Source organism: Acidimicrobiales bacterium (genome assembly GCA_036378675.1).
Classification (GTDB): Bacteria; Actinomycetota; Acidimicrobiia; order Acidimicrobiales; family Palsa-688; genus DASUWA01.
The window spans coordinates 53572-78240 of record DASUWA010000007.1 but is presented as its reverse complement, the minus strand read 5'-3'; the positions used below and the strand labels follow the sequence as shown (position 1 = coordinate 78240).

Genomic DNA, 24669 nt, shown 5'->3' with positions numbered 1-24669 from the left:
CAGGAGGGTGTGACGCTTACGCCTGGGCCGTTGCCCGCAGGTAGAGTCCGGTCATGTCTGAAGTTGTCATCGTCGATGCGGTCCGGACCCCTGTAGGGAAGCGAAACGGAGGCCTGGCCGGGGTTCACCCGGCGGATCTTCTGGGCACCGCTCTGACCGCGCTCTTCCAGCGGACCGGCGTCGACCCGGCCGAGGTCGGACAGGTGGTCGGCGGCTGCGTGTCCCAGGTCGGAGAGCAGGCGTTCAACATCGCCCGCACCGCGTGGCTGGCAGCCGGCTTTCCCATGACGACCGCGGCCACGACCGTGGACACGCAGTGCGGTTCGAGCCAACAAGCGGCGAACCTCGCGGCCAGTTTGGTTTCCTCCGGGGTAGTCGACGTCGCCGTCGCTTGCGGGGTGGAGTCGATGACGAGGATCCCGATCGGCTCTAACTCCTCGAAGAAGCTTGGCCTCGGGGTGCCGATCCCGAAGACCTACTTTTCCCGGTACGAGCTCACGTCCCAGTTCGAGGGAGCCGAGCGGATCGCGGACAAGTGGGGCATCACCCGCGACGACACAGACGCGTTCGGGCTGCGCTCACAGCAGCTCGCCGCGCAGGCGTGGAATGAACGGCGGTTCGACACCCAGATCACGGCCGTCGATGCACCAGTCCTTGACGCCGAAGGCAACCCTACCGATGAGCTGAAACAGGTCGCCAGGGACGAGGGACTTCGCGAAACGACGCTCGAGGCGTTGTCATCCCTAAAGCCGGTCGCCCGGCCGGACGGAGTCCACACCGCCGGCAGCTCGTCGCAGATATCCGACGGCGCGGCAGCGATTCTCCTGACGACACCCGAACGAGCCGCGCAGCTCGGCCTCACTCCCAAGGCCCGCGTCGTCGCGCAATGTCTCGTTGGCGTCGACCCTGTCCTGATGCTCACCGGACCGATAGACGCGACGAACCTCCTCCTCGAGAGAACCGGACTGGCGATAGATGACATCGACCTGTTCGAGATCAACGAGGCGTTCGCGTCCGTTGTTCTCGCTTGGGAGAGGGAAGTGAAGTCGGACCCCGACCGGGTTAACGTCAACGGTGGAGCGATCGCACTCGGACACCCGCTCGGCGGAACCGGCGTGGTGCTGCTGACCAAGGCGCTGCACGAGTTGGAGAGAACCGGGGGAAGGCGAGCCCTCATCAGCATGTGCTGTGGCGGTGGACTCGGCACCGGAACCGTTCTCGAGCGCTGATTGACCTCACTCGCCGAAGCGCTCGGCTACCCGCCTGACGCCTGCCTGCTGATCGTCACGTGCGACGACCTCGGCCTTACGTTCGCGAGCAACGCCGGCGTTTACAGCGCACTGCGGGAGGGAATGGGCAGGGTCGGAGGGCTCGTGGTCCCTGGCCCTTGGGCGCGTGAGGCCGCTGCGCGCTACCGCGGTGAGGACGTCGGAGTACACCTGACGCTCAACGCCGAATACGACCTCTACAGGTGGGGCCCGATAACCCAGAGTCCTTCGCTGCTCGACGGCGACGGCGGTTTCCCACGGACGGTCGATGATCTCTGGGACCACGCCGACACGGAGGAAGTGCACCGCGAGTGCCGCGCTCAGATCGAGAGGGCGATCTACTGGGGCTTCGATGTGAGCCACGTGAGCGCCCACCTCGGAGCGCTCGACTTCCGTCCGGAGTTCTTCGATGTCGCGCTCGAGCTGGCCGCCGAATTCCGGCTGCCGCTGCGGCTGCCGGGAGTAGGAGCCGAACGGCAGTGGGGTTTTCCGTTCAGGGAACGGGCGGTGGAGGAAGGCGTCATCTCGCCCGATCACCTCGTGCGAGTCTCACGTAACCAAAGCGCGCGCGGGGCGCTCGACCAGCTCCTGTCCGACATCCGTCCGGGAGTGACCGAAGTCGTTCTCCGGCCGGCTCTCGACACTGCTGAGCTGCGGTCGATCGCCCCGGACTGGGCGGCGAGGGTCGCCGATCACGACCTGGCCATGACCGCAGATTCCCTCCAAGTTCTTGCGAGGCGTGATCGCGTCCATCTGATCGGCTACCGGCAACTGCGCGACCTGCAACGTCGCTGAGGGGGGTTAGCCGCGTATTACGCGGGGTCTTTGTCCGAAGAGTCGCTGGCAAGCCGGGCGGCAAGCTGCTCTAGCCCGGCAACGCGGCTCGCCTTCACAAGGACTGCATCCCCCGCAGAAAGGTCGGAGAGCAAAAGTTCGGCGTCGTCGATCCCGGCAGCCGGCTGCAGACCGTAAGCGGCGGTGCCGACAGCGATGACCTCGATGCCCAACTGCGCGGCGTAAACGGCGACCGCGAGGTGTTCCTCGTTGCTTCGGTTGCCAAGCTCCGCCATCTCACCGAGCACCGCCACGCGCCGGCGCGCCGGAGCCGCAGCGAGCGCGTCGAGAGCGGCCCTCATGGAAGTCGGATTGGCGTTGTAACTGTCGTTGATAAGGAACGAACCTGCCCGGGAGCGCCCCACCTCCATTCGCCACGGGGAGAGGCGCGCGTCGGCTAACGCGGCCGCGGCCGGGTAGAGCTCCACGCCGCACACGCATGCGATGGCCAACGCGGCGAGCGCGTTCGGCACTTGATGCGCACCTCTCGCGCCGAGCGTCACAGCGACGGTCCCCCACGGTGTGCGCGCGTCGAACTTGGCGCGGAGTTGATCGTCGAGTTGTATGCCGTCGGCGAACAGGTCCGCTGTTGGTTGCGTGGTCGAGTACAGGAGCGAACGGGCCTTGGTCCTGTTAGCCATCGCCGCCACGCGCGGGTCGTCGCCGTTCAGTACAGCCGTCCCTCCCGCCGGCAGCGATTCGACGAGCTCGCCTTTGGCGGCGGCGATGTTGTCGATGGAGCCGAACAACTCGGTGTGCGCGGCTGCGACGCATGTGACGACTCCGACGGTCGGTCGAGCAATCCGGGAAAGAAGCGCCACGTGACCGGGTCCTCGCGCGCCCATCTCGATGACCGCCACTTCGGTCGATGCCGGCGCGTTGGCGAGGGTCAGCGGAACGCCAAGCTCGTTGTTGAAAGACCGCTCGCTCGCGGTGACACGTCTCGCCGCTCCGAGCGCCGCGGCGGCCAGGTCCTTGGTAGAGGTCTTTCCCACCGACCCGGTTATCCCGACGACATCACCCGCGAGCCGGTCGCGCGCCGCCGAACCGAGTGCCAGCAAGCCGGCGCCCGTATCCTGGACGACAACGGCGGGCACACGCAGACCCTCGGCCACCTTTCCGTGGTTCACCATCACGGCCGCTGCGCCGGCGTCGACTGCGGCGGAGACGAAATCGTGGCCGTCACGCTCCGCTTTGATCGCCACGAACAGCTCGCCCCTTTGCGTCAGCCTGGAGTCGATCGAGACCCCAAACAAGGTGATCGCCGGCAAGTCGGATGGATCGCCGGCGCGCCGCACTGGCCACACGAGCCTGCCGCCCGTCACTTCGGCCACTGACGTTGGCGTCCACTCCACCCACCGATAATCGCAGGTCAACGGCGGGACCCGCGGGAGGGTGACGGGCTTTTCGGCGAAGGGCAAGTAGCGTAACTCGGCGATGGCCGGGGAAACGCCGCGACGGAAAGTCCGGCTGCTCGTTCTGTACGGCGGCCGCTCCGCCGAGCACGAGGTTTCGTGCATCTCGGCGTTGCATGTCGTCCGTGCCGCCGACTCCGAGAAGTACGACCTCAAGGTGGTCGGCATCACGAGCGACGGGCGTTGGACCGATGCCACGCCCGCGGTTCTGGACGCAGGCACGGGGGGTCAGGTGGCGCTGCCGTCGCCGGACACCATCAAGGGTCACAAAGCGCTCGAGCCGGTTAAGACGGTCACCGCTGATAGCGACGCCGGTCCGTTGGTGGTGCTCCCCCTGCTACACGGGCCGATGGGTGAGGACGGAACGGTGCAGGGCCTCCTCGAGATCGCCGGCGTCCCATACTGCGGCAGTGGGGTGACCGGATCTTCGGCCGCCATGGACAAGGGCGTCGCCAAGTCTCTTTTCACATCGGCAGGCCTTCCCCAGGCACGCTACCTGCTCCTTCGCGAAGGCGAGTTCGACGACCTGAGAGAATTGATCCGGCGGGTCGAGAACGAACTCGGATGGCCGGTGTTCGTCAAGCCCGCGAACATGGGGTCGTCGATAGGGATCACCTGTGCGCACGAGTCTTCGGAGCTGGCGCCAGCGCTGGACAAGGTGCGGCTCTACGACGAGTTCGCGATCATCGAAGAAGCCGTCTCGGGAGCGCGCGAGCTCGAGATGGGCGTTCTTGGATGGCCGGAGCTTCGGACTTCGCTGCCCGGTGAAATCAAGCCGAGCCACGAGTTCTACGACTTCGAGGACAAATATCTCGACGGCGCCGCTGCTCTCGACGTGCCTGCCTCCGTCCCCGACCAAGTGGCGAACGAGATGAGCCATCTCGCGGTGGCCGCCTGCAAAGCCCTTCGGGTCGACTCGATGGCACGAGTTGATTTCTTCTGGCAAGAGGGCGGCCGCGGCCTGTTGGTGAACGAGGTGAACACGATCCCTGGATTCACGCCCATCTCGATGTACCCGCGACTGTGGGCAGCGTCAGGCGTCCCCTACGAGCAACTCGTGGACGAGCTGGTCGGCCAAGCGTTGCGAAGGGCGGAAAGACGGGGGCAGTTCCAAACCCACCGCTGACCCGGAACCGAATGTCAGTCGGACAACGGGGCGCTGGACGTGCATGTCCGAAAACCGCCAGTTAATCTCGCGCGGAGGCGCCATGCTGGAACGGTGATGGACGACGAGCACTGCTACAGAGCGGCCTCGAGCAGGGACGGCCGGTTCGACGGCGCCTTCTTCACCGCTGTCCTTACGACCGGCATCTATTGCCGGCCGAGTTGCCCGGCGGTCACACCTAAACGAAAGAACGTCAGGTTCTACGCGACCGCGGCTGCCGCGCAGGAAGCTGGTTTTCGGGCGTGCAAGCGCTGCCGGCCCGATGCTGCGCCGGGTTCGCCGGAGTGGGTCGGGAGAGCCGACGTGGTTGCACGGACCATGCGCCTTATCGGTGATGGCGTCGTCGAGAGAGAAGGCGTTTCGGGTCTTGCCCGCCGGATCGGTTACAGCACCCGCCAGCTGCACCGCCTCGTCTTCGCCGAGTTGGGCACCGGGCCGCTGAGCCTCGCCAGGGCGCGGCGCGTGCAGCACGCGCGAATGTTGTTGGAGACAACCGACATTCCCATCACCGACGTCGCTTGGGCTTCGGGTTTCGGAAGCGTCCGGCAGTTCAACGATTGCGTCCGCCAGGTCTACGCCCTTTCACCGTCGGACATTCGAGGTGCTGGGGCGGTGAAGCGACGCTCGCGTCCCGCCGCCGGGCAAGCCATCGAAGTCCAGCTTGCTTATCGTCGTCCTATCGAGCTGAGTGACCTGCTCGGCTTTATCGGCACCCGCGCCGTGCCGGGAGTAGAGACGTGGGACGGGCTTACGTATTCGAGAGTTCTGGCTCTTCCGCACGGCGAAGGATTTGTCAGCGTCGGCGCGAACGGGTCAACGAGCCGCGAACAGCGAGCAGACCGACCAATCGGCTCGGGCTACGTGACATGCCGGCTCGAACTGCAGGACACACGCGACTTCACCACTGCCGTAGCGCGCCTGCGCGCACTGCTCGACTTGGACTCCGATCCGGTGGCGGTGTCGACGATCCTCGGGGCCGATCCCCTGATGGCACCACTGGTTTCGGCGAGACCAGGCCTGCGTATTCCAGGATCGGTCGACGGTTCGGAAATAGCGCTGCGAGCGGTCCTCGGTCAACAGGTGTCGGTCACCGGTGCCCGCACCCTCGCCGCCCGGTTGGTCCAGATGTTCGGGAAGTCGGTCGAGCAGCCGCGCGACGGTCTGACCCACGCGTTCCCCTCCGTTGACGCCATCGCATCTGCGGACCCTTCGTTGTTGCCGTTGCCCGCCGCCCGCGCAGAAGCCATCGTCACCCTGGCCAGATCGCTCGCTGACGGCATCATCCAGATCGATCCCGGTGCTGATCGCGACGAGACCGAAGCGGCCATGCGAGCGCTTCCGGGGATCGGGCGCTGGACCTCGTCCTACGTCCGGATGCGAGGTCTCGGCGACCCTGACGTGTTCATGGAGACCGATCTCGGCGTCAAAAGAACGATCGCCAATCAGCGCGGTATCGGGGCCATCGCCGGCGAACAGTTTCGCCCATGGCGCTCCTACGTCACCGTCCACCTCTGGACGGCCCCGCAGGCCGCCCAACCTTCCGAAAAGGAGTGTGTAGAAGCATGATCAAGCAGACCGCAGCCCCTCGTTTTCTGCCCCAGACCAAAGGGATGAGTCGCTTCTGGTGGGACGAAATCACCGTGCCGCTTGGGACCTCCAAGCTTGAAGTTCTCTTGATCAGCGACGGCGACGCGCTCACCGGCCTGTGGTTCGGCGACAGTCATCCGGGTACACCGAACGGTTCGCAAGGATTGGTGCGCGACCGAACACCCGTCGCGGACGCAGCCGAGCAACTTGCCGCCTACGCAGAAGGGGATCTGACCGAGTTCGACCTTGCGCTTCGCCCTGCCGGAAGCGATTTCCAGCGCGCGGTGTGGGAGCGTTTGCTCGAGATCCCCTACGGGATCACCACCACGTACGGTCGGGTAGCAGCCGATATCGCACGACCGAAGGGAAGCCGAGCGGTCGGCGCGGCGGTCGGCAGCAACCCGATCTCGATAATGATTCCCTGCCATCGCGTGATCGGAGCGAACGGTTCTCTGACCGGCTACGGAGGCGGCTTGCACAACAAGGTCGCCCTACTGAAACTCGAGGGCATCTCGCTGTAACTCAGGATGCTCGTCAGCTCACGCCGGCAAGGGCCGCCACCTTCTCACGCCACGCACCGAACTTCGAATCGGTGGTCGACCTGAGGAACCGGATCAACAGGGCTCCGTCGCCAGAAGCCTTCAACCTGCCCCGCATGAATGCGACGCTCGGTTCGACCCTCCCGGAGAGAACGTCGGCAGCGTCGTCGCCGGCGAGGAGCAGGACGAGATCGGCGTCAGCGTCGACTCCCGCCACGCCGTCGACCGCGTTGCCATCGTCGTAGCGCCAGTGAAAACCGGCCTCGCGGCGCTTCTTGCCGCTACCTTCGCTGAGCGCGAGTGAGACGGTCCCCGAAGATCCGGGCGCTTGCGGCAACAAGCCGACCGCGCCGGCTGCGGCGGAAGCCCAATCGTCGCTGAGCCAGTCCAACGCCATGTCGGACCTCCTAGCGCCGGCCAGCCGGCAAAGACCCGACCCCTGCAAACAGGTCGTTACCGTCACCGATTCCGGCGGTCAGATCGCGGGCCACGTCGTACTCCTCGTACGGATGAAGTTCGTCGGCGACCTCCGCCGGTAACCCGAACCAATGTCGCGAGTTCGGGTCGACCTGGGTTTCGTGCGCAAGCAAGGCTTCCCGCGCGTTGGACACGAACCCGCGCACATCGATCACGATCTGCGGCAGAGCCGGCTGCTCGCCCTCTTCCTTCGCTGCTTCTGACTCGATCCAACGCTTCAGCCGCTCGTCGGTGTAAGGGGACTCCAACCCGAGCTCGAGAAACTTGTTGTGCATGGCGAGCATTCGTTTCGCAGACCAGCGGACGTAGCACAGGCGCGATGGTTGCCAAACAGGGCCGGCGTCCTGATACCGGTCGGGATCCCCGGCCGCATCGAAGGCAAGCTCGGAGATCTCGTTCACCCGAAGGTGATCCGGGTGCGGGTAGCCGCTCTGATCTCGCGGATAGGTGATCACGACCTGCGGTCGCTCCCTGCGGATCACCGCGACAAGCCGGCCCACGGCCTCGTCGAGCGGAGCCGCCGCGAAGCTGCGCGGATCGCTGTTCGCCTCGCTGCCGGGCATTCCCGAGTCGCGGTACCCGAGGTATACGACTTCGTCGTAGCCGATTATTTCCGCAGCTCGTGCGAGCTCCCGCTCGCGAACCAAGGAAAGGTTCTCCCTGACGTCCGGGCGGTCCATCGCCGGGTTGAGGATGTCGCCTTCCTCGCCGCCGGTGCAGGTGAGCAGGACCGTTCGCACCCCTTCGGCGTGGTAGCGCGAAACCGTCGCAGCACCCTTCGAGGACTCATCGTCCGGATGGGCGTGAACCGCCAACAGGCACAACTGGGTCATCTGGTCAAGGTTACGGCGAAATCAGCGGTTGCCGGACGCAATACCCCGGCGGTCCTCCGCCGGCGGTGTCGTCGCTACAGCTTGTCGATCTCGGTGGCGAGCTCGACGTCGGCGGACGTCAGACCTCCGGCGGAGTGAGTGCTCAGCCGGAGTGTCACCGTGTTCCAGGAGATATTGATGTCGGGGTGATGGTTGCGTTGCTCGGCGAGCCGGCCCACGTCGTTCACAAAGCCGAGCGCGGCAGCGAAATCGGCGAGCACCACAGTCTTGACCAACTCGTCTCCGTCGCGCGACCAGTCGAGGTTCTTCAGGGCCTCGCCGATTGCCTCTTCCCCGAGAAGCTGCTGGGCCATCGCTCCACCTCCTTCGAAGGTTCGATGTTGAGACTATTCTCTCGTCGGTGCCGCGGATATACCCGGCTCGAAGCCTTCCCCTGCAATAGACGTCTCACCGAAGCGGGGGAACGCCGTGCCCGAACAAGCCGCGCTGGAGCAGCTGCGGGAATTCATCCTTCATGACGGCGGCCGTCTGTACGCCGGCGCGGTCCCGGGCGGTTTGGCTCTAGCGGATTCACAGCAAGCGCTTCTGGTGCTGGGGCCTCCTCGCTCCGGGAAGACCTCGGCGGTGGCAGTCCCGAACGTGCTGTGCGCGCCCGGAGCAGTGATCGCGACGTCTACCAAGGCCGACGTGCTGATGTCGACCATCGAGTCTCGTTCGCAGATGGGGCGTTGCTGGCTGATGGATCCCAGCGGATCGATCGGCCTTGACCCGCCCGGCGTCACAAGACTTCGTTGGTCACCCGTCGCGGCGGCATCGACATGGGACGATTCGCTTGTAATGGCCAGAGCCATGACCCAAGCGGCCAGGCCGGCCGGTCGGCAGGGGGAGTCGGCTCACTGGACCGAGAGGGCGGAAGCGCTGTTGGGGCCGCTGCTGCACGCGGCATTCCTATCAGGTGACGGTATCGATGATGTCCTCGGATGGACGTTGCGCCAGGACCTCGGTCCCGCACAGGCGACTCTGCATGCGAACGGCCTCCCCGTCGCAGCCGACGCGCTCGGCGGGATCGCGTCGACCGACCGGCGGGAGCTGTCGGGGATTTGGTCGAGCCTCGCAGGGGTGCTCGCCGCCTACCGCTCCGACGCGGTTCTCGACAACTCCACCGCCGTCAACTTCGATCCCGCGGCCTTTGCCCAGAGCAGCGACACCGTGTACATCTGTGCGCCGGCGCGCCACCAGGATCTGACGTCTCCGATAGTGGTGGCGTTCCTCGAGCAGATCCGCTCTGCCGCCTACTCGGCAAGAGCCACAGCCGGGCAGAGCATGGCGGCGGCTCCCCCGGTGACCATGGTGCTCGACGAGCTCGCAAACATCGCGCCACTCCCCGACTTGCCTGGCCTGGTCAGCGAAGGCGGCGGCCAAGGGGTGTTGACGGTGGGATGCCTTCAGGACCTTTCCCAGGCGAGGGTCAGGTGGGGCCCGGCGGCCGACGGATTCCTGTCTTTGTTCGGGACCAAGCTGGTGTTGCCGGGTATCGGCGACCTGTCCACCCTGGAGCTGGTCTCGAAGCTCGGCGGCGAGGTGGACGTTCCCGTCCGGAGCGTCAGCCGGAGCTCGGCGTGGGGCCCCGGTTACGGCTCTCCGACGGTGACCTGGTCGACCCAGCGGCAGCGGAGGATCCCGCCCGAGGCGGTCAACCAGCTGCCGAAAGGCAGCGCTCTCCTCCTGGCCGGACCACGGCCGCCCGAATACGTCTCATTACCTCCGTGGTGGTTGCAGGAGCCCTTCTCGAACGTAAGACGATCCAGACTGGAGAGGCCGCTGGAGCCGGCGCAGGCGGAGATTCGTACACTCGGCCGATGAACCGCCCGGCTCTGCCGCCTGTGAGCCTCGTCGGTGCGGGCGCGGTCTCGGTCCAGTTCGGCGCCGCCTTCGCGACCCACTTGTTCAACCGGGTCGGCCCGGTCGGTGCAGTCACGGTCCGCCTGGTGATCGCGGCCATCATCCTCGCGGCACTTCCTCGTACTGCGAAGGGGAACACGCCTGCGACCGAAATCCGACTGGGCGGTCGCAGCCGCGTTCGGGCTTGTGCTCGCGGCGATGAACCTGAGCTTCTACGAGTCCATTGCGAGGATCCCGCTCGGTGCCGCGGTGACCGTCGAGTTCTCTGGCCCGCTGCTCGTCGCACTCGTGGGATCTCGCCGCTGGTCGGACGGGCTTTGGGCGGCGATGGCCGGTCTCGGAGTGGCGCTGCTCGCTTCGGCAACCGGTCGCGGTCTCGATCCGGGCGGTGTTGCGTTGGCGGGCCTCGCGGGCGCGTTCTGGATCGCTTACATCGTGTTGAACAAGCAGACGGGCCAACGTTTCGAGGCTCGACGCGGACTGACGATCGCGATGATCACCGGCGCGGCGGCAATACTGCCCGCGGGACTGGTTTCGGGAGGCGGGAACCTTTTTTCCTGGTACGTGCTCGGACTCGGCTCGTCGGTTGCGCTCCTGTCCTCGGTGATCCCCTACTGGCTCGAGCTGGTCGCGCTCAGACGGGTGACGCGTAGGGCCTTCGGCGTAATGCTGAGCCTGGACCCGGCGCTCGCGGCGCTGGCCGGGTTGGTGGTGCTCGGTCAGCATCCCGGGGCGCGGGAGCTGACCGCGATGGCGCTCGTCGTCGTGGCGAACGTTGGCAACTCGGTTGCGGGCCGCCCGACCGCCGCCGTAGCTCCCTAGCTTCAGGGCAGCAAAGCCGCGCCGGCGCACACCGCCGCGACTAAAAGGATGGCGGCCACGTCGCGCCGGCCGGGCTTCACCGTCCGAGCCGCGATCATCCCGGTTCCTCCGCGTGCGGTGATCGCTTCGGACAGTTCGCCGGCGCGGCGCACCGAAACCGCGAGGGCGGCTACGAGGATGTCGATCAGCTCGTCGAGCCACCGCTCGAGACCAGAACGGCCCTGGCTGGGCGGGCGCGCGGGCCGCAGCTTGCGTGCGGCCAGCAGGACGCGCAGCTCGCCGACGAGCAACGGCAGGCTTCGAACGCAAAGAGCAACCGCTACTGCGAACTCGTCAACCGGGAAACGAACCAGCCTCAGTGGAGCCATCAGCCGCGCGACCGCTGGGGCGATCTCGCCGAGCGACGTGGTCCAGCCGACCATGGCCGCGGCGAGCAGCAACACGATCCCGATCGAGACGAAACGGAGGTAGGCGTCGATCCCGCCGAGTCCCAGAACCGCTCCGCCTATGGTCAGGTGAGGTTTGCCACCAGAGATCGAAGCCAGACCACCGGTGACGATGATCACGACCCAGAACCAGAAAGGTGGCTTGGGCAGGGCGCCCCTCGGGATGTGCGCAACCAGGCCGGCGATTAGCAACAGGCAGGTGATGAGACCGAGCGCACCCCACGACGGGTAGTAGGAGAGCACGACGCTGAGACCTGCGACAGCAACGAGCTTGGTTCCCGCCCAGAGCCGGTGGACAGGCGTGTCCCCCGGGATCTCGCGAAGAAGGATGATCCGCGGTGGGCGTCGTTCGGAGTCGCGGTTGTAGGGGGTGCGGGAGTCTGTTTTCAGCATGGTGTCGCCTCGCGGGACCCGTCGAAAACAACCCGGCCGCTCTCCAATCGAACTACCCGGTCGCATACCCGCTCCATGCCTTCGAGGTCATGGGAGATGACCACGACCGTCAGCCCCTGGTCGAATCGAAGCCTGGCGAGGAGGTCGACGAGGGACTCGCGCGCCGGCGCGTCGAGGCCGGCGAGTGGCTCGTCGAGAACGATCACGGAAGGCCGGCGGGCGAGGATTCCGGCCAGCGCAACCCGGCGCTGCTCTCCACCGCTCAGCTCGTCGATGCCACGCCCGGCGAAGCGGTTTGGATCGAGCCCGCCCTCGGCCAGAGCGACCGCCGCGGCGTGGTCGTCGGCTGCGCCGGCGGCGCTTATGTCTTCCTTGACGGTCGTCCGCTGAAGCTGGAGCCGGGCGTGCTGGAACGCCAAGCCAACCGAACCGACCTGTTCGTGCACTGGTCGTCCCCCGAGTAGGCAGACGCCTTTGGTCGGCTGCAGAACGCCGGCGAGGATCCAGGCGAGCGTCGACTTTCCGGAGCCGTTGCTGCCTACCACGAGCAGCCCGTCCCCCGGTCGTATGGTCAGGTCGACATCTGCTAGCGCGGGATGCGCCCACGGGCTTCCCGCGCCATAGGTGTGGGAGACCCCAGACAGCTCAAGAACGTGGCCGGCGGTCCGCGAACCGTTGGGATGGACCGAAACGCCGGCCGGCGAACGCGTCCCGACCGGGGCGGCGCCGTTGGTTGTGGTCGAACCCGGAGAAACGACAGTGTCGGTCTCGACCAGATGACCGGCGCGCAGACGGAAGGTCTTGTCGGCGCGTGCGGTCTCCTCCAGGCGGTGGGTCACGTGGACCACCGTCATGCCTCGCGATTCGGGAAGGCGCGCGAGGAGGGACGTCAGCTTGTCCCTTCCGTCGGCGTCCACCATCGCCGTCGACTCGTCAGAGATGAGCAGCTCCGGGCGGCGCGCCAGCGCTGCTGCGACCGCCAGTCTCTGCAGCTCCCCGCCCGACAACGTCGATGTCTCACGCTGCCCCATGCCTTCGAGACCGACCGCTCCTAATAACCCGGCAACGTCGACGTCGCTCGCGTCATGAAGCCCCCAGACCACGTCGTCGTCGACGCGGACGCCGAGGATCTGCGTCTCGGGGTGCTGCATGATCATCGCAGTGCCGCCCTTCCGGCCAAGTCCTGCCGGACCGGGCCGGCGCACGGTTCCCGACGTCGGCTGCCGTCCGGCGAGGAGCCGGGCGAGAGTCGACTTGCCAGATCCGTTGTTTCCGACAAGCGCGACGAACTCGCCGGAGTCGATCTCGATGGACACGTCCGCGAGGGCGTCCGAGGCGGACCCGGGATAGCGAAAACCGATCTTGTCCATCGTCACCGGCACCGGCGCCGGCGCGGGTGGAGCGGCTCCGTTGGATGCCTCCCCGAAGGTGTTCGGCAACGTGTCGAGCCGGTCGACGGCTCGCAAAGACTCGAGCCGCTCCAAGACCGGACCGAGAAGCACCCACGCGAGAACCGTGAACCAGAGCGTCGCCAGGATCACGAGCACGCCGACGGTGATCTGCCAGTCCCGGATCATGGCAGCGACGAAGCTGTTGAGATCGTGAGTGACGCTGTGGGGCACCGACAGCCGCTGGAGTATCTTCTCGACGCCTTTCCAGGTGTTGTGGATCTGCTCGAGGGTGAGCTTCCGGATCGAAGAGAACACTTCGAGAAATCCGATAGCTACGGCCGCGAGCACGGGGGCGATGAGCGAGACCACCGCGAACACGGCGCCGAACGACCAGTTCCGACGCAGCCCAGTTCCGACCAAGCCGCCCACGATCGCGCACTCGACCACGTTGGAGACCGTTCCGGTCCCGGCGACCATGAAGCTCAGAACCGAAGCAGCGAACGCGGAGGCAGCGAGCGCCCGGAAACGGTGGCGGTGCGACACCACCCCGAGTGGCACCACCGAGAGAGCGGCGACCGGCCCGAGGTGGGGCAGGAACCAGCCGATCACCGTGAGCGCGACCGTAACGCCCGCCATGACCGACGCCGTCGCTATTTCGATCGGCCGCAGGGGCCCGGTGGCGCGGGTCTCTTCCGGCACGGGTTCCAGAGTGCCATCTGAGGGAGACCTTGGGGTGTCGAAGGGTCTGACGCTCAGGAAATGTTTAAGTTGGTCAAGTGTGTAGAGAAAGGGAACCGGGGTTCCTTTTCTCTACCCAGCGCTACAGTCAGGGCGGAGTCGATGAGGCTTGGACAGTCACCAGCCCCGATTGACCGCCGTCAGCGGAAGTCCCGAGAGGGCAGGAGCGACTTGGTCCGCAACGGCAGGGGCCGGATCCGCTCCACGACCACGTTGATGACCGTCTCCACCCGCTCCAACCGCCCGTCGACGATCACGGCCGGACTGGTGCGGGCCACCCTCCGAAAACGCACCCACGCTCCCGCCGAGCACACCACGTTCACCAGCCCCGTCTCGTCCTCCAGGTTCATGAAAGTCACCCCCTGCGCCGTCGCCGGTCGCTGGCGGTGGGTCACCACCCCAGCCACCAACACCTTCTGCCCCGGCGTCAGCTCCACCAACTTCGCCGCGGTCACTACGCCGGCGGCGGCAAGCTCCTCTCGCACGAACTCGGTCGGGTAGCTGTCCGGGGAGAGGCCGGTGGCCCACAGGTCGGCGTGGTTGGCCTCGGAGGGATGCATGTCCGCCAGAGGCGGGGCGTCGGCACCGGTGACGAGGCCTTCGAGCCGAGCGGCGACACGGCCGGAACGACCGGTTACGGCACCACTGGTCGCATCCACATCACCGCCGGCGGCTGCCACCGCCCCGGCCCCCCATAGAGCCGCGCGCCTGGCCAGGCCGAAGCACTCGAACGCTCCCGCCGTAGCCAGCGCCTCCGACTGCGGCGCCGACAAACCGACCCGGCGAACCACGTCCTCCATGTCCCGGTAGGGCTGCCCGGCTTCCATCCGTTCTGCAACTTCGTCTCCAACGCCGCGCACGTACGACAACCCCAACCGCACCGCCGCACCACCCGCCGACTCTTCGCACGCCTCCAACCTCGATTTCGCGCCGCTCGAGTTCACGCAAGGCCGGCGCACCACGACACCGTGCCGGCGAGCGTCAGCCACAAGGGTCTGCGGCGACCAGAAACCCATCGGCTGGCCGTCGAGCAGGCCGGCGCAGAACGCCGAGGGGTAGTAGCACTTGAGCCACGCCGACGAATAGACCAGATAGGCGAACGAGACGGAGTGGCTCTCGGGGAAACCGAAGTTGGCGAACGCGACGAGCTTGTCCCAGATCGAGTCGGCCACCTCCCCGACGATCCCCCGCTCCTCCATCCCCCCGTAGAACCGGGCCTTCAGCTGCTCCATCTTCTCCACGCTGCGTTTCGAGCCCATCGCCTGGCGCAGCCGGTCGGACTCCGCCGGCGTGAACCCGGCGACGTCGATTGCCATTTGCATCAGCTGCTCCTGGAACAGAGGAATCCCGAGCGTCTTCTCGAGGCTGCGCTCCAGCAAGGGATGCAAGAAGGTGGGCTTCTCAGTTCCATTGCGCCGGCGGATGTAAGGGTGCACCGAACCGCCCTGGATGGGACCCGGCCTGATCAACGCCACCTCTACCACCAGGTCGTAGAACTTCCGTGGCTTGAGTCGCGGCAGCGTCGCCATCTGCGCGCGGCTCTCCACCTGGAAAACACCCACCGAATCGGCCCTCGACAGCATCTCGTACACCTCAGGCTCCTGCTCCAACCGAGCAAGGTCCACCTCGACCCCGTGGAAGGAACGCACGTGATCGACGGTCGCGTGCAGCACCGTGAGCATCCCCAGGCCGAGCATGTCGAACTTGACGAGACCGGCGGAGGCGCAGTCATCTTTGTCCCACTGGAGCACGCTGCGGTCCGCCATGCGCGCCCACTCGACGGGGCAGACCTCGGCGACCGGCCGGTCGCATATGACCATGCCCCCTGAGTGGATACCGAGATGCCTTGGAAAATTCTGGACTTCGGCGGCTAGACCCATCACCGCCGGCGGGACCTCACAGTCCTCCGGACGGGCATCTGAAGCCGGCAGCGGCCCCCAGTGATCAATTTGCTTGGACCACGCGTCGACCTGGCCTTGAGAAGCACCCAACGCCTTGCCCATGTCGCGCACCGCCGATCGTGGGCGGTAGGTGATCACGTTGGCGACCTGCGCGGCGCACCCGCGACCGTAACGCCGGTACACGTACTGGATCGCCTCCTCCCGACGGCCGCTCTCTATGTCAACGTCGATGTCGGGCGGGCCGTCGCGCTCAGGCGAGAGAAAACGTTCGAACAGCAACCCGAGATCGACCGCGTCTGCGTTGGTTATCCCGAGCGCGTAACAAACCGCGGAGTTGGCCGCCGACCCGCGGCCCTGGCAGAAGATGTCGTGGGTCCGGCAGAACTCGACGATGTCCCACACGATCAGGAAGTAGCCGGCGAATCCGAGCTTCTCGATCATGTTCAGCTCGTAGTCGATCTGGGGCCAGGCCTTCGGGTTCTTCGGCGCGTGCCGCGGTCCGTAGCGGCGGAGAGCACCTTCTTCGGTTATTTGACGCAGCCAGCTCATCTCGCTTTGCCCCTCGGGGACCGGCCACGGCGGAAGGTTCGGCGCGACGAGGGAAAGATCGAACGCGCACTCGAGACCCAGCTCCGCGGCCCGCTCGACGACGCCGGGATAGCGGGCAAAACGTCGTGACTGCTCCGCTCCGCTCCTCAGGTGCGCGGCGGCCGCCGGTGGCAGCCAGCCGTCGATCTCGTCGAGGCTCCTTCTCGCCCTGACCGCGGCGAGGGCGGTAGTGAGGGGACGGCGGGAGGGGCTGTGATAATGGACGTTGTTGGTGGCGACGATGTCCGCGCCGGCGCGGTCGGCGAGCATGACGAGGGCGTCGTTGCGGGCCGAGTCGAGCGGATCGCCGTGGTCCCACAGCTCTACGACTACAGATTCACGCCCGAACAGCCGTTGCAACTTCTGCAACTCCGCCATCCCCTTCGAAGGACCGCCGGCGACAAGCGCGGCGGGCACGGTCCCTTTGCGGCAACCGGTCAGCACGACCCAGTGGCCGGCGGAAGGATCAGTGGGTTGACCAACCGTTACCGGATCGACCCCGAGGTCCGGCACCGCGCCCCGCCCGATCGCGGAGAGGGTGTCGAGGGACACCTGCGGCCGGCCTTTTTCCTTGCCTGACATGTGAGCCACCGACAAGGCCCGGCACAGCCGGGTGTAGCCCAGCGGGTCTCGGGCGAGAACGAGCACGTGGGTTCCCTCCGGGTCGGCGACGCCGTTCTGCGGCCGGGTGAGCCCGAGGGAGATCTCGGCGCCGAAGATGGTCGGCACCCCCACCGCCCGGGCCGCCTCGGCGAACCGTACGACGCCGTACATACCGTCGTGGTCGGTTACCGCCAAGGCTTCGAGCCCGAGCCGGGCGGCCTCCTCGGCGAGCTCCTCCGGGTGTGACCCGCCGTCCAGAAAACTGAAGTTCGAGTGGCAGTGCAGCTCCGCGTACGGCACCAGCCCGCTGCGGCGGCTGAGACCCGACGGCGCCTCGTAGGCGGGCCGCTTGTAGGACCAGGCGGGGCTGTCGCCCCCGTCGCCGGGGTAGTCGGCGTGACGGTGCCGGGTCCGTCCTGACAGGCGGGCCTCAAGCTCTTTCCAAGGAACAGGTGGGTTCTGGTACCCCACAGATCTCGACCATATCGAACAGACGTTCGGTTCGCCAGTGGTGGCAAGCTGACCCGATGGCCACCTTCATCACCAGGTTCGCAGCGCCCGGCCTCGGCCGGCTGAGGGTGGCGGTGAAGGACCTGATCGACATGGCCGGCGTTCCGACGACGAACGGCTCCAAGGTGATCGCGGCGCAATCGGAGGAGAACCCTCCGAGCTGCGATGCCGCCTGTCTCGCCGGCACGAGAGCCGCCGAGGCGGAGGGGAGGGTTGTAATAGTCGGCAAGACCAACATGCACGAGCTGGCGTTCGGGGTCACCGGGATCAACCCGTGGTACGGAACGCCGGTGAACCCGCTCGACCCGGCGCTGGTACCGGGCGGCTCGTCGAGCGGCTCAGCCGTCGCGGTGGGGGCCGGCGACGCCGACGTTGCCTTCGGCAGCGACACCGGAGGGTCGATCCGAATCCCCGCGGCGTGCTGCGGGGTGGTCGGGCTGAAGACCACACGGGGCCAAGTGCCTCTGGACGGCGTTCTTCCCCTTGCGCCTTCGCTGGACACGATCGGCCCGATGGCCGCGACGGTCGGTGGTGTCGTAGACGGCATGCGGTTGCTCGAACCGGGTTTCGAGCTCGACGACGTTGCCGTTCGCGACCTGGTCGTCGGACGGGTACGGCTTCCTGCTGAGACGTGGATCGACGAGGCGATCGATGCGGCGCTGGCCGCGGCGGAACTTCAGGTGACCGACGTTCAACTCGAGCGATGGGATGAAGCCACCCGGGCCGCCATGACCGTCTTGAGCGCGGAAGCGTGGAAGACCGACGGGGACCTGTGGCGATCCCATGCCGGCGAGCTTTCCCCCGATGTTGCGGCGCGCCTGGAGTCGAGCGCGACGATCACCGATGCGGAAGTCGCCGACGCGTGGGATGAGGAGGGGCGTTGGGGCGAGGAGCTGCAAGCTGTCTTCGGGCGCGTGGACCTGCTTGCGCTGCCCACCCTCGCGTCGGCGCCGCCGGCGATCGAGGAGGCTTCACGGCTGAACCGCATCCGCTATGTGGCTCCGTTCAACCTTGCGGGAGTGCCGGCGCTCGCCATGCCGGTGCGTGCGCGCGGGCGTGCGATGCCCGCAAGTCTTCAGCTCGTCAGTACTGCGGACGCGGAGGAGCTGCTTTGCACGGTCGCCGGAGCTGTCGAGGAGGCAGCGGGTTTCAGGTTGTAACGAGTGCGGGTGCGCTGCCCTTGACGCTGGTGCGGAACATCTCGCGTCGTTGTCCGGGGTAGTCGTTGAGGGCGTTGTGAAGAGTGCAACGGTTGTCCCAGATCGCGAGAGTGTGGCGGGCCCAGCGGAGGCGGCAGGTGAGGTTCTCGTTGACGCTGTGCCGGTTGAGGAACGTGAGTAAAGACTGTGACTCGTTGGGCATCCAGCCTTCGAACCTCGTCGTGTAAACCGGGTTGACGTAGAGCGCCTTGCGACCTGTGACCGGATGGGTGATGACGGCCGGGTGGGTCCACTCGTTATACGCCTCTGCTGACGGAGCGATGGCCATCGACGTCAGGTCTTTCACCTTGTCGAGGAGGCCGCCGGTTCCGTACGCCATGCCGGCTGAGTGAACCGCCTTGAGGTTCAGCAGTGTCTGCTGCAGCCCGAACGAGAGTGTCTCGAACGCCATGTACTGGTTGGCCCAGATGGTGTCGCCGCCGTAGTCCGGAACCTCCCACGCGTGGAGCAGTGTGTATGCCGGGGGTTCTGGCAGGTAGCTGAGATCGGTGTGCCACGCGTTGGCGAAGTTGAGCTGGTCCTGCTTTTCCTTGATGACACGGATGACATGGGGGCGGTCGGGCAATGGATCGACGTAAGGAGTGACGTCGCGTCCACCGAGCAGGTCGGTCAGCCGTTCGAGTCCATCGAGGTCGAGGTGCTGGTCCGGAAGGAACACCACAAGGTGCTCGGCGAGCGCGTCCTTGAGGGGCTTCATCTCCTCAGCGCTCTGCGCCTTTGTCAGGTCCATGCCGGTTACGTAGGCCCCCAGCGCGCCGGCGGCACGCCGGACTTCGATATCGGACATCACCCCGAGGTTATGACACTGTGGCCGTGCGTCGTAGGCTCTACATCCGATGGAGTCCAAAGGGGTTTTGCTGGAGATCTACGGCCGAATTCCTCCCCTGGTCGGGGAGGTGCTGCGCGGCCTGCCACAGGAGGCTGTTGTCGCCCGCCCGGCGCCGAAGGTGAACACGATCGCGTGGCTGGTGTGGCACCTCACGCGGGTGCAAGACCATCACGTCTCGGACATCCTCAAAACCGAGCAGCTCTGGGTTGGTGGCGACTGGGCCGAACGGGTCGGCTTGGCGCCGGACCCGAACAACACCGGTTACGGCCACTCCCCTGACGATGTCGCGACAGTCACGCCCCGCGACTCATCGATCCTGGAGGCTTATCTCGAGGCGGTTCAAGCGCGCACGGTCGCGATGCTCGAGAGACTCGAGCCGGCGGACCTCGAACGTGTCGTCGACCGACGCTGGGATCCGCCCGTCACCATGGGCGTGAGGCTGGTGAGCATCGCCGACGACGGCCTCCAGCACGTGGGGCAGGCGGCGTACATCCGGGGCCTGCTCGGTTACTGACGTTGATGTTGCGCCGGCGCCGGCACCACCGCCGGCGCGTTAGCTGTAGCTGGCCTCGACCCACCAGCGCCCGCCCTCGCGGCTGAGCAGGTGCGCATCCCCGCCGTCGAGCAGCACCTGAATCCGTGCCCGCCGGCGACCACCTCCGCGGTCCCACCATCGTTCTTCGATGGGCCACGGCCCAGCCCATGCTGTAACCGGCTTCGGGGAACCGCCGGCTATCGACACCGAAAGAGGGGGTGAGCTGAGAAGGCCGCGTCCGTTGATCTCAACCGGCCGCCCAGCCGCGTCCAGCATCTCCGCGCTCATCGCATCCGCCCTCACCGCATTCGCCCTCACCGCATCCGCCCCCGTCGCATCTGCCCCCGTCGCATCTGCCCTTTTCGGGTCTACATACACAACCGCCGGCGCCGGCGTGCCCAGCCTCCCTGGCCATGGCGGAGATTCCGCAGGACCGCCCCGCGCCCTTCGCCGGCGCCGACCGCCTTCGACCGACGGTCCCGTCTCCTCGCGTGACTCGCGTGACTCGCGTGAGTCCCCCCACGGGACCAGGCGGATCTGCTCGGCCCAGCCCCTTCCGCCGGCGCGCACCGCGGTCATCACCGCGTCGGGTCCAAGGAGGCCCTGGACCCGGGCGAACGCTCTTGCCGCCCGGGCATCCGACTCGGCCGATCCCCCCCAGAAACCGAGTTGGCGACCGGTATCGGGATGGACCTCTTCGGGAACGAGGCGCAGAAGGGTCAGCCCGGCGGATGGCGTTCCATTACATCCTTGGGTACATCCTTGGGTACATCCTTGGGTACATCCTTGGGCCCCGCCGGTTCCGGCGAACCATCCCTCCAGTTGCCAGGGGGTTCTCTCGGCCAGAGCGCCGGCGCTCAGCGCACCCTCATGACGCCAGTGGCGCACAAGGTGCTCGGCGTGCTCGGTCTGCGCCTCAATGGACACCATCGTCGCGGCCAAACCCTGCCGCTCCAATCGTTCGAGAAGCTGATCAGCAAGACCCTTGGCGACGAACGCAGCCGCCTCGATCCTCGTTTCCGGCGGGTCGAACTCGGCAGACACCGCCATCTCAGGTGGAGGGGTACGCGCAGTGACCGGCCGCGGGTCGAGCCCGCGTGCGATCTTGTGAGCCGTCTCCCCCGATGTGCCGAACCGCCCCAACACCGCCGGCGCCGGCAGCCGTGCGAAATCGCCGAGGGTGCGGACACCGAGACGGACAAGAAGGCCCGCCAGTTCCTCATACCCCTCCCCCAAAGCCGAGACCGGCTGCGGGGCAAGCCACTGCCGGCTCCTGCCCCGCTCCACTACAACAACCCTCTCGCCGGTGAGCTTGCCGGCGACCCTCGCGGCCAGGCCGGCCACGAAACGCCCGTCAGCGACCCCGACTCTGCAACCCGCCACACCCGAACCCGCCACACCCGAACCCGCCACACCGACCGCCGAGTCGACCGTGCGAGCCACCAGCTCCGCCAGCGCCGGATCACCACCGAAATAGCGCGAGGGGCCTCGGGTAGCCAAAGCGATCTCACCGGGCGCCAGGATCTCGACGCCGGGGGTGAGGGTCTCGATCGCCGCGACAACCGGCTCCCACGCTCTGGCGTCCCTACCGCCGTCGGCCGCTACCACTTCAACTTCCGGGCATCGGGCCTGGGCTTCACGCCGGCGGAGTCCCAGTGTCACCCCGTCCGCCCGGGCTGCTGCTGTTGCTGCGACGACGCGGTTGGCGAACACGACAACAGCCGGCTCATCCGGCCAGCAGCCAGCCGCCACCGCCGGCCAGTCGGGGTACCAGACGATGAGTGTCCTGGGCATCTCGCCGGCTCCCCGACTCAGCCCGCCGCCGAGACAACAACCGGCTCCCCACCCAACTCCGCCGGAACCCCGCCTTCTCGCCCAGTGCCTTCCACCTCTTCCACGCCCCCACCCGGACCAGGCAGCCACAGTGAAACCCGCCGGCTCCTGCCCCCGGCCACCCGCCGGCCTCCTACCGACACCTCGATCTTGCGCGCTCGGAGGTTTCCGTGGCCGGCGCCGAGCCCGACCCATTCTGCGGACTCAACGTAGAGACGGACGTCTGGGGACTCCGGCCACCTCTGCTGCTCTGCTGTTTCCACGATTAGCATCACCGACCCCCGTTCCCGGACCCGGGCTGCGAGGCGGCGTGCGTCAGGCGGGCGGACCCGAGCCGGCGGTCGCAACATCACAAAATCGACTCCGTCGAGCAACGAGGCGACCACCACCGGCCAGCCATCGCCGGGTGCCGGAACCAGCGCGAACCGCTCGAGTCGCACACCGAGCTCGGCAGCCGCGGCCAGGCCGAGTGACGGGAATCCGACGGCCGCCGACCACGAGCAGGAACCACCGGCCATCACGCTTCCTGTGACGGCCAATGCCAACGACACACTTCCCGGCACACCGGTCGAGCCCACTCCTACGGTGATCCCGCGCTGGATTCCTCCAGAGAGAAAAAGACCCCGCAAGGCGCCCTCCACCTCGAGCTTGCGGGTTCCGGCCATAGCGATCGGCCGGCTCCTTGCAGCTGCGGCGCCGAGCAGATCCTCCACAGCTCAGACCATATACGAACACCCGTTCGACGTCGAGCGGTGGAGGGGTGGAGGTGTGGAGGTGTGGAGGTGTGGAGGTGGGCAGTGTTAGGGAACCAGGGTTCCTTTTCTCTACCCGCGGTACCGCAACCGGGCGCCGGCGGGCTCTACCCCGACGCCGGGTAGGGAAAATCGATCATGGTCGATTTTCTCTACCCGGTCATGGCTTCACCGAGTCCCTCTAACCTGACGTCGTGCCGTGGGACCTGAAAGAGGTCGGAACCGACTTCTTCGACTCAGCTCCTTATCGTTGCGTCAGCACGGAAGTGCTCTTCCGGCCGCCGGTCGCCATCTTCAGGGCGCTCGCCGAAGACCCCGCCGGCTGGGGGGCCTGGAACCCCGGCTTCTCGTACCACGGCCGCTATATGACCTCACCACCGCACGGACCCGGAGCGATTCGCGAGGTGACCATGGCGGGCATTCGCTACACCGACACGATCCTCGTGTGGGATGAGCCGCACCGCTGGACCTTCTTCGTGTCGCGCGCGGGCGCACCGTTCGCCAGGGCGCTCGCCGAGGACTACCGGATCACACCTCAGGGTGACGCCGGCACTCACTGCACCGTGCAGTGGACCATCGCGATGGAGCCCCACCCCTTGCTCGCCAGGATGAGCCCACTCATGGATGCGATGCTGCCGCGCTACTTCCGAAGGGCGATGACCAACCTGAGCGCGCGCATCGGAGCCAGCCTCAGCGTGTGACCCCGTCGGCGCGGGCGGCCTCCGCGACCGCCAACGCGACCGACTGCCCGACTCCAGGAGCGAAAACACTCGGCACTATCTCCTCCGGTCGCAACTGGTCCGCTGGAACCGCGGCGGCGATGGCGTCTGCGGCCGCGAGCTTCATGTTTTCGGTGATCTTGGTGGCGCCGGCGTCGAGAGCGCCTCGGAAGATACCCGGGAAGCACAGCACGTTGTTGATCTGGTTCGGATAGTCACTCCGCCCCGTCGCCATGATGGCCACGATTCCCTCGACTTCCTCGGGAAGGACCTCCGGGACGGGATTGGCCAGCGCGAAAACAATCGGCCGTTCCGCCATGGTCTCCACGTCGCTGCGGTGAAGCAGACCGGGGCCGCTCACACCGATGAACACGTCCGCGCCTCGCAGGATGTCCTGGAGGGAGCCGGAATGGGCGTTGGGGTTGGCGTTGTCGGCGAGCCATTGCTTCGACGGGTCGAGCGCTTCGCGACCGCTGTGGATCGCTCCCTTCCGGTCGGCGGCGACTATGTCCTTGACGCCTGCAGTCATGAGGATCTTTGTGATCGCCACACCCGCGGCGCCAGCGCCGGAGAGAACGACCCGCAGATCCGGGAGGTCTTTGTCCACCAGCTTCGTGGCGTTGCGCAGCGCGGCAAGAACGACGACGGCCGTGCCGTGCTGATCGTCGTGGAACACCGGTATCGACATGGTCTCGGTGAGTCGCCGCTCGACGTCGAAGCAGTGCGGCGCGGCGATGTCCTCCAGGTTGATGCCGCCGAACATCGGTTCCATCCGCTGGACCGTGTCGACCAGCTCGTCCGGCGACGACACTCTCAGGCAGACGGGGACCGCGTTGATCCCGGCGAACTCTTTGAAGAGCATCGCTTTGCCCTCCATCACCGGCATGGCAGCTTCGGGGCCGATGTCGCCGAGTCCGAGGACCGCGCTGCCGTCGCTCACGACCGCGACGGTGTTGGCTTTCATCGTGTAGCGGTGAGCGAGCAGGCGGTCGTGGGCGATCGCCATGCAGACCCTCGCCACCCCGGGCGTGTAGGCCATGGCCAGATCGTCCCGGTCTCTCAGTGGGACCTTGCTGTCGATGCTGAGTTTGCCGTGCTCGTGCAACGCGAACGTCCGGTCTTCGACCTCGAGGATCTCGATCCCCTCGACTCCACGGGCCACCGCCTCGACATCCGCAGCGTGGCCTTCCGAGCCGCAGAAGACCACAACATCGCGCGTGACGGTTGCGCCGTCGGTGGCCACGATCTCGATTCCGACCAGGCTTCCGCCGGCGACGCCGATGGCGCTTGCGAGCTGACCGAGGACACCCGGCTGGTTGCGGATACGCGCCCGGAGGCGCAACGAGAATGCGGCTAACGGAGTGGCCAT

Annotated in this window: 21 protein-coding genes; 10 read left to right on the top strand and 11 right to left on the bottom strand. The window is 66.8% G+C overall.

Going from position 1 to position 24669, the window contains the following annotated elements; all coding sequences use genetic code 11:
• Positions 1-53 precede the first annotated feature (53 nt).
• The gene (locus tag VFZ97_02535; GenBank protein HEX6392289.1) at positions 54-1229 is read left to right on the top strand and encodes a steroid 3-ketoacyl-CoA thiolase; all 1176 of its coding nucleotides are present in this window, start codon (positions 54-56) and stop codon (positions 1227-1229) included.
• On the top strand, positions 1230-2063 hold the full coding sequence (locus VFZ97_02530; protein HEX6392288.1) for a polysaccharide deacetylase family protein: 834 nt from the start codon (positions 1230-1232) through the stop codon (positions 2061-2063).
• 17 nt (positions 2064-2080) lie between these two features.
• Here the strand turns inward: VFZ97_02530 and murF are convergent, their stop codons facing one another.
• On the bottom strand, positions 2081-3457 hold the full coding sequence (murF, locus tag VFZ97_02525; GenBank protein HEX6392287.1) for a UDP-N-acetylmuramoyl-tripeptide--D-alanyl-D-alanine ligase: 1377 nt from the start codon (positions 3455-3457) through the stop codon (positions 2081-2083).
• 82 nt (positions 3458-3539) lie between these two features.
• Between murF and VFZ97_02520 the strand changes: the two genes are divergently transcribed.
• The 3 genes from VFZ97_02520 to VFZ97_02510 all read left to right on the top strand — a co-directional run bounded on the left by VFZ97_02520 (position 3540) and on the right by VFZ97_02510 (position 6790).
• Positions 3540-4643, top strand: coding sequence for a D-alanine--D-alanine ligase family protein (locus VFZ97_02520; protein HEX6392286.1), 1104 nt, complete (start codon positions 3540-3542; stop codon positions 4641-4643).
• A gap of 96 nt (positions 4644-4739) precedes the next feature.
• Positions 4740-6248: an AlkA N-terminal domain-containing protein gene (locus tag VFZ97_02515; protein HEX6392285.1), complete on the top strand. Its 1509-nt coding sequence runs from the start codon at positions 4740-4742 to the stop codon at positions 6246-6248.
• The gene (locus VFZ97_02510) at positions 6245-6790 is read left to right on the top strand and encodes a methylated-DNA--[protein]-cysteine S-methyltransferase (protein ID HEX6392284.1); all 546 of its coding nucleotides are present in this window, start codon (positions 6245-6247) and stop codon (positions 6788-6790) included. Before VFZ97_02515 ends, VFZ97_02510 begins: the two co-directional genes overlap by 4 nt.
• 13 nt (positions 6791-6803) lie before the next feature.
• Here the strand turns inward: VFZ97_02510 and VFZ97_02505 are convergent, their stop codons facing one another.
• From VFZ97_02505 to VFZ97_02495, 3 genes are all read right to left on the bottom strand, one after another.
• On the bottom strand, positions 6804-7205 hold the full coding sequence (locus VFZ97_02505) for an SCP2 sterol-binding domain-containing protein (GenBank protein ID HEX6392283.1): 402 nt from the start codon (positions 7203-7205) through the stop codon (positions 6804-6806).
• 10 nt (positions 7206-7215) lie between these two features.
• On the bottom strand, positions 7216-8118 hold the full coding sequence (mca, locus tag VFZ97_02500; protein ID HEX6392282.1) for a mycothiol conjugate amidase Mca: 903 nt from the start codon (positions 8116-8118) through the stop codon (positions 7216-7218).
• A gap of 74 nt (positions 8119-8192) precedes the next feature.
• Positions 8193-8471 (bottom strand): 4a-hydroxytetrahydrobiopterin dehydratase, encoded by a 279-nt coding sequence (locus VFZ97_02495; protein HEX6392281.1) that lies wholly within the window; start codon positions 8469-8471, stop codon positions 8193-8195.
• A gap of 115 nt (positions 8472-8586) precedes the next feature.
• Here VFZ97_02495 and VFZ97_02490 point away from each other — a divergent pair, with 115 nt between their 5' ends.
• Together VFZ97_02490 and VFZ97_02485 are read left to right on the top strand one after the other, a co-directional pair.
• Positions 8587-9981: a type IV secretory system conjugative DNA transfer family protein gene (locus VFZ97_02490; GenBank protein HEX6392280.1), complete on the top strand. Its 1395-nt coding sequence runs from the start codon at positions 8587-8589 to the stop codon at positions 9979-9981.
• A gap of 237 nt (positions 9982-10218) precedes the next feature.
• Complete coding sequence (locus VFZ97_02485; GenBank protein HEX6392279.1) at positions 10219-10842, top strand: EamA family transporter; 624 nt, start codon at positions 10219-10221, stop codon at positions 10840-10842.
• Between the two features lie 2 nt (positions 10843-10844).
• Here VFZ97_02485 and VFZ97_02480 read toward each other — a convergent pair whose 3' ends face one another.
• From VFZ97_02480 to VFZ97_02470, 3 genes are all read right to left on the bottom strand, one after another.
• On the bottom strand, positions 10845-11681 hold the full coding sequence (locus tag VFZ97_02480; GenBank protein ID HEX6392278.1) for an energy-coupling factor transporter transmembrane protein EcfT: 837 nt from the start codon (positions 11679-11681) through the stop codon (positions 10845-10847).
• Complete coding sequence (locus VFZ97_02475) at positions 11675-13771, bottom strand: DUF2232 domain-containing protein (GenBank protein HEX6392277.1); 2097 nt, start codon at positions 13769-13771, stop codon at positions 11675-11677. Before VFZ97_02475 ends, VFZ97_02480 begins: the two co-directional genes overlap by 7 nt.
• 179 nt (positions 13772-13950) lie before the next feature.
• Positions 13951-17373, bottom strand: a complete 3423-nt coding sequence (locus tag VFZ97_02470) for an error-prone DNA polymerase (protein ID HEX6392276.1) — start codon at positions 17371-17373, stop codon at positions 13951-13953.
• 56 nt (positions 17374-17429) lie between these two features.
• Between VFZ97_02470 and VFZ97_02465 the strand changes: the two genes are divergently transcribed.
• Positions 17430-18572, top strand: coding sequence for an amidase (locus VFZ97_02465; GenBank protein ID HEX6392275.1), 1143 nt, complete (start codon positions 17430-17432; stop codon positions 18570-18572).
• Here the strand turns inward: VFZ97_02465 and VFZ97_02460 are convergent.
• Entirely contained in the window at positions 18562-19419 is an 858-nt protein-coding gene (locus tag VFZ97_02460) for a TauD/TfdA family dioxygenase (protein HEX6392274.1), read from the bottom strand. The genes VFZ97_02465 and VFZ97_02460 overlap by 11 nt on opposite strands.
• Before the next feature lie 49 nt (positions 19420-19468).
• Here VFZ97_02460 and VFZ97_02455 point away from each other — a divergent pair, with 49 nt between their 5' ends.
• Positions 19469-19975: a DUF664 domain-containing protein gene (locus VFZ97_02455; protein ID HEX6392273.1), complete on the top strand. Its 507-nt coding sequence runs from the start codon at positions 19469-19471 to the stop codon at positions 19973-19975.
• 39 nt (positions 19976-20014) lie between these two features.
• Here the strand turns inward: VFZ97_02455 and VFZ97_02450 are convergent, their stop codons facing one another.
• Together VFZ97_02450 and VFZ97_02445 are read right to left on the bottom strand one after the other, a co-directional pair.
• The gene (locus VFZ97_02450; protein ID HEX6392272.1) at positions 20015-21790 is read right to left on the bottom strand and encodes a DNA polymerase Y family protein; all 1776 of its coding nucleotides are present in this window, start codon (positions 21788-21790) and stop codon (positions 20015-20017) included.
• A gap of 17 nt (positions 21791-21807) precedes the next feature.
• Complete coding sequence (locus VFZ97_02445) at positions 21808-22542, bottom strand: hypothetical protein (protein HEX6392271.1); 735 nt, start codon at positions 22540-22542, stop codon at positions 21808-21810.
• 233 nt (positions 22543-22775) lie between these two features.
• On the opposite strand from VFZ97_02445, the gene VFZ97_02440 reads away from it, so the two are divergent.
• Positions 22776-23282: an SRPBCC family protein gene (locus tag VFZ97_02440; GenBank protein ID HEX6392270.1), complete on the top strand. Its 507-nt coding sequence runs from the start codon at positions 22776-22778 to the stop codon at positions 23280-23282.
• On the opposite strand, the gene VFZ97_02435 is transcribed toward VFZ97_02440, so the two are convergent.
• Positions 23272-24669 (bottom strand): NAD-dependent malic enzyme, encoded by a 1398-nt coding sequence (locus VFZ97_02435; protein ID HEX6392269.1) that lies wholly within the window; start codon positions 24667-24669, stop codon positions 23272-23274. The genes VFZ97_02440 and VFZ97_02435 overlap by 11 nt on opposite strands.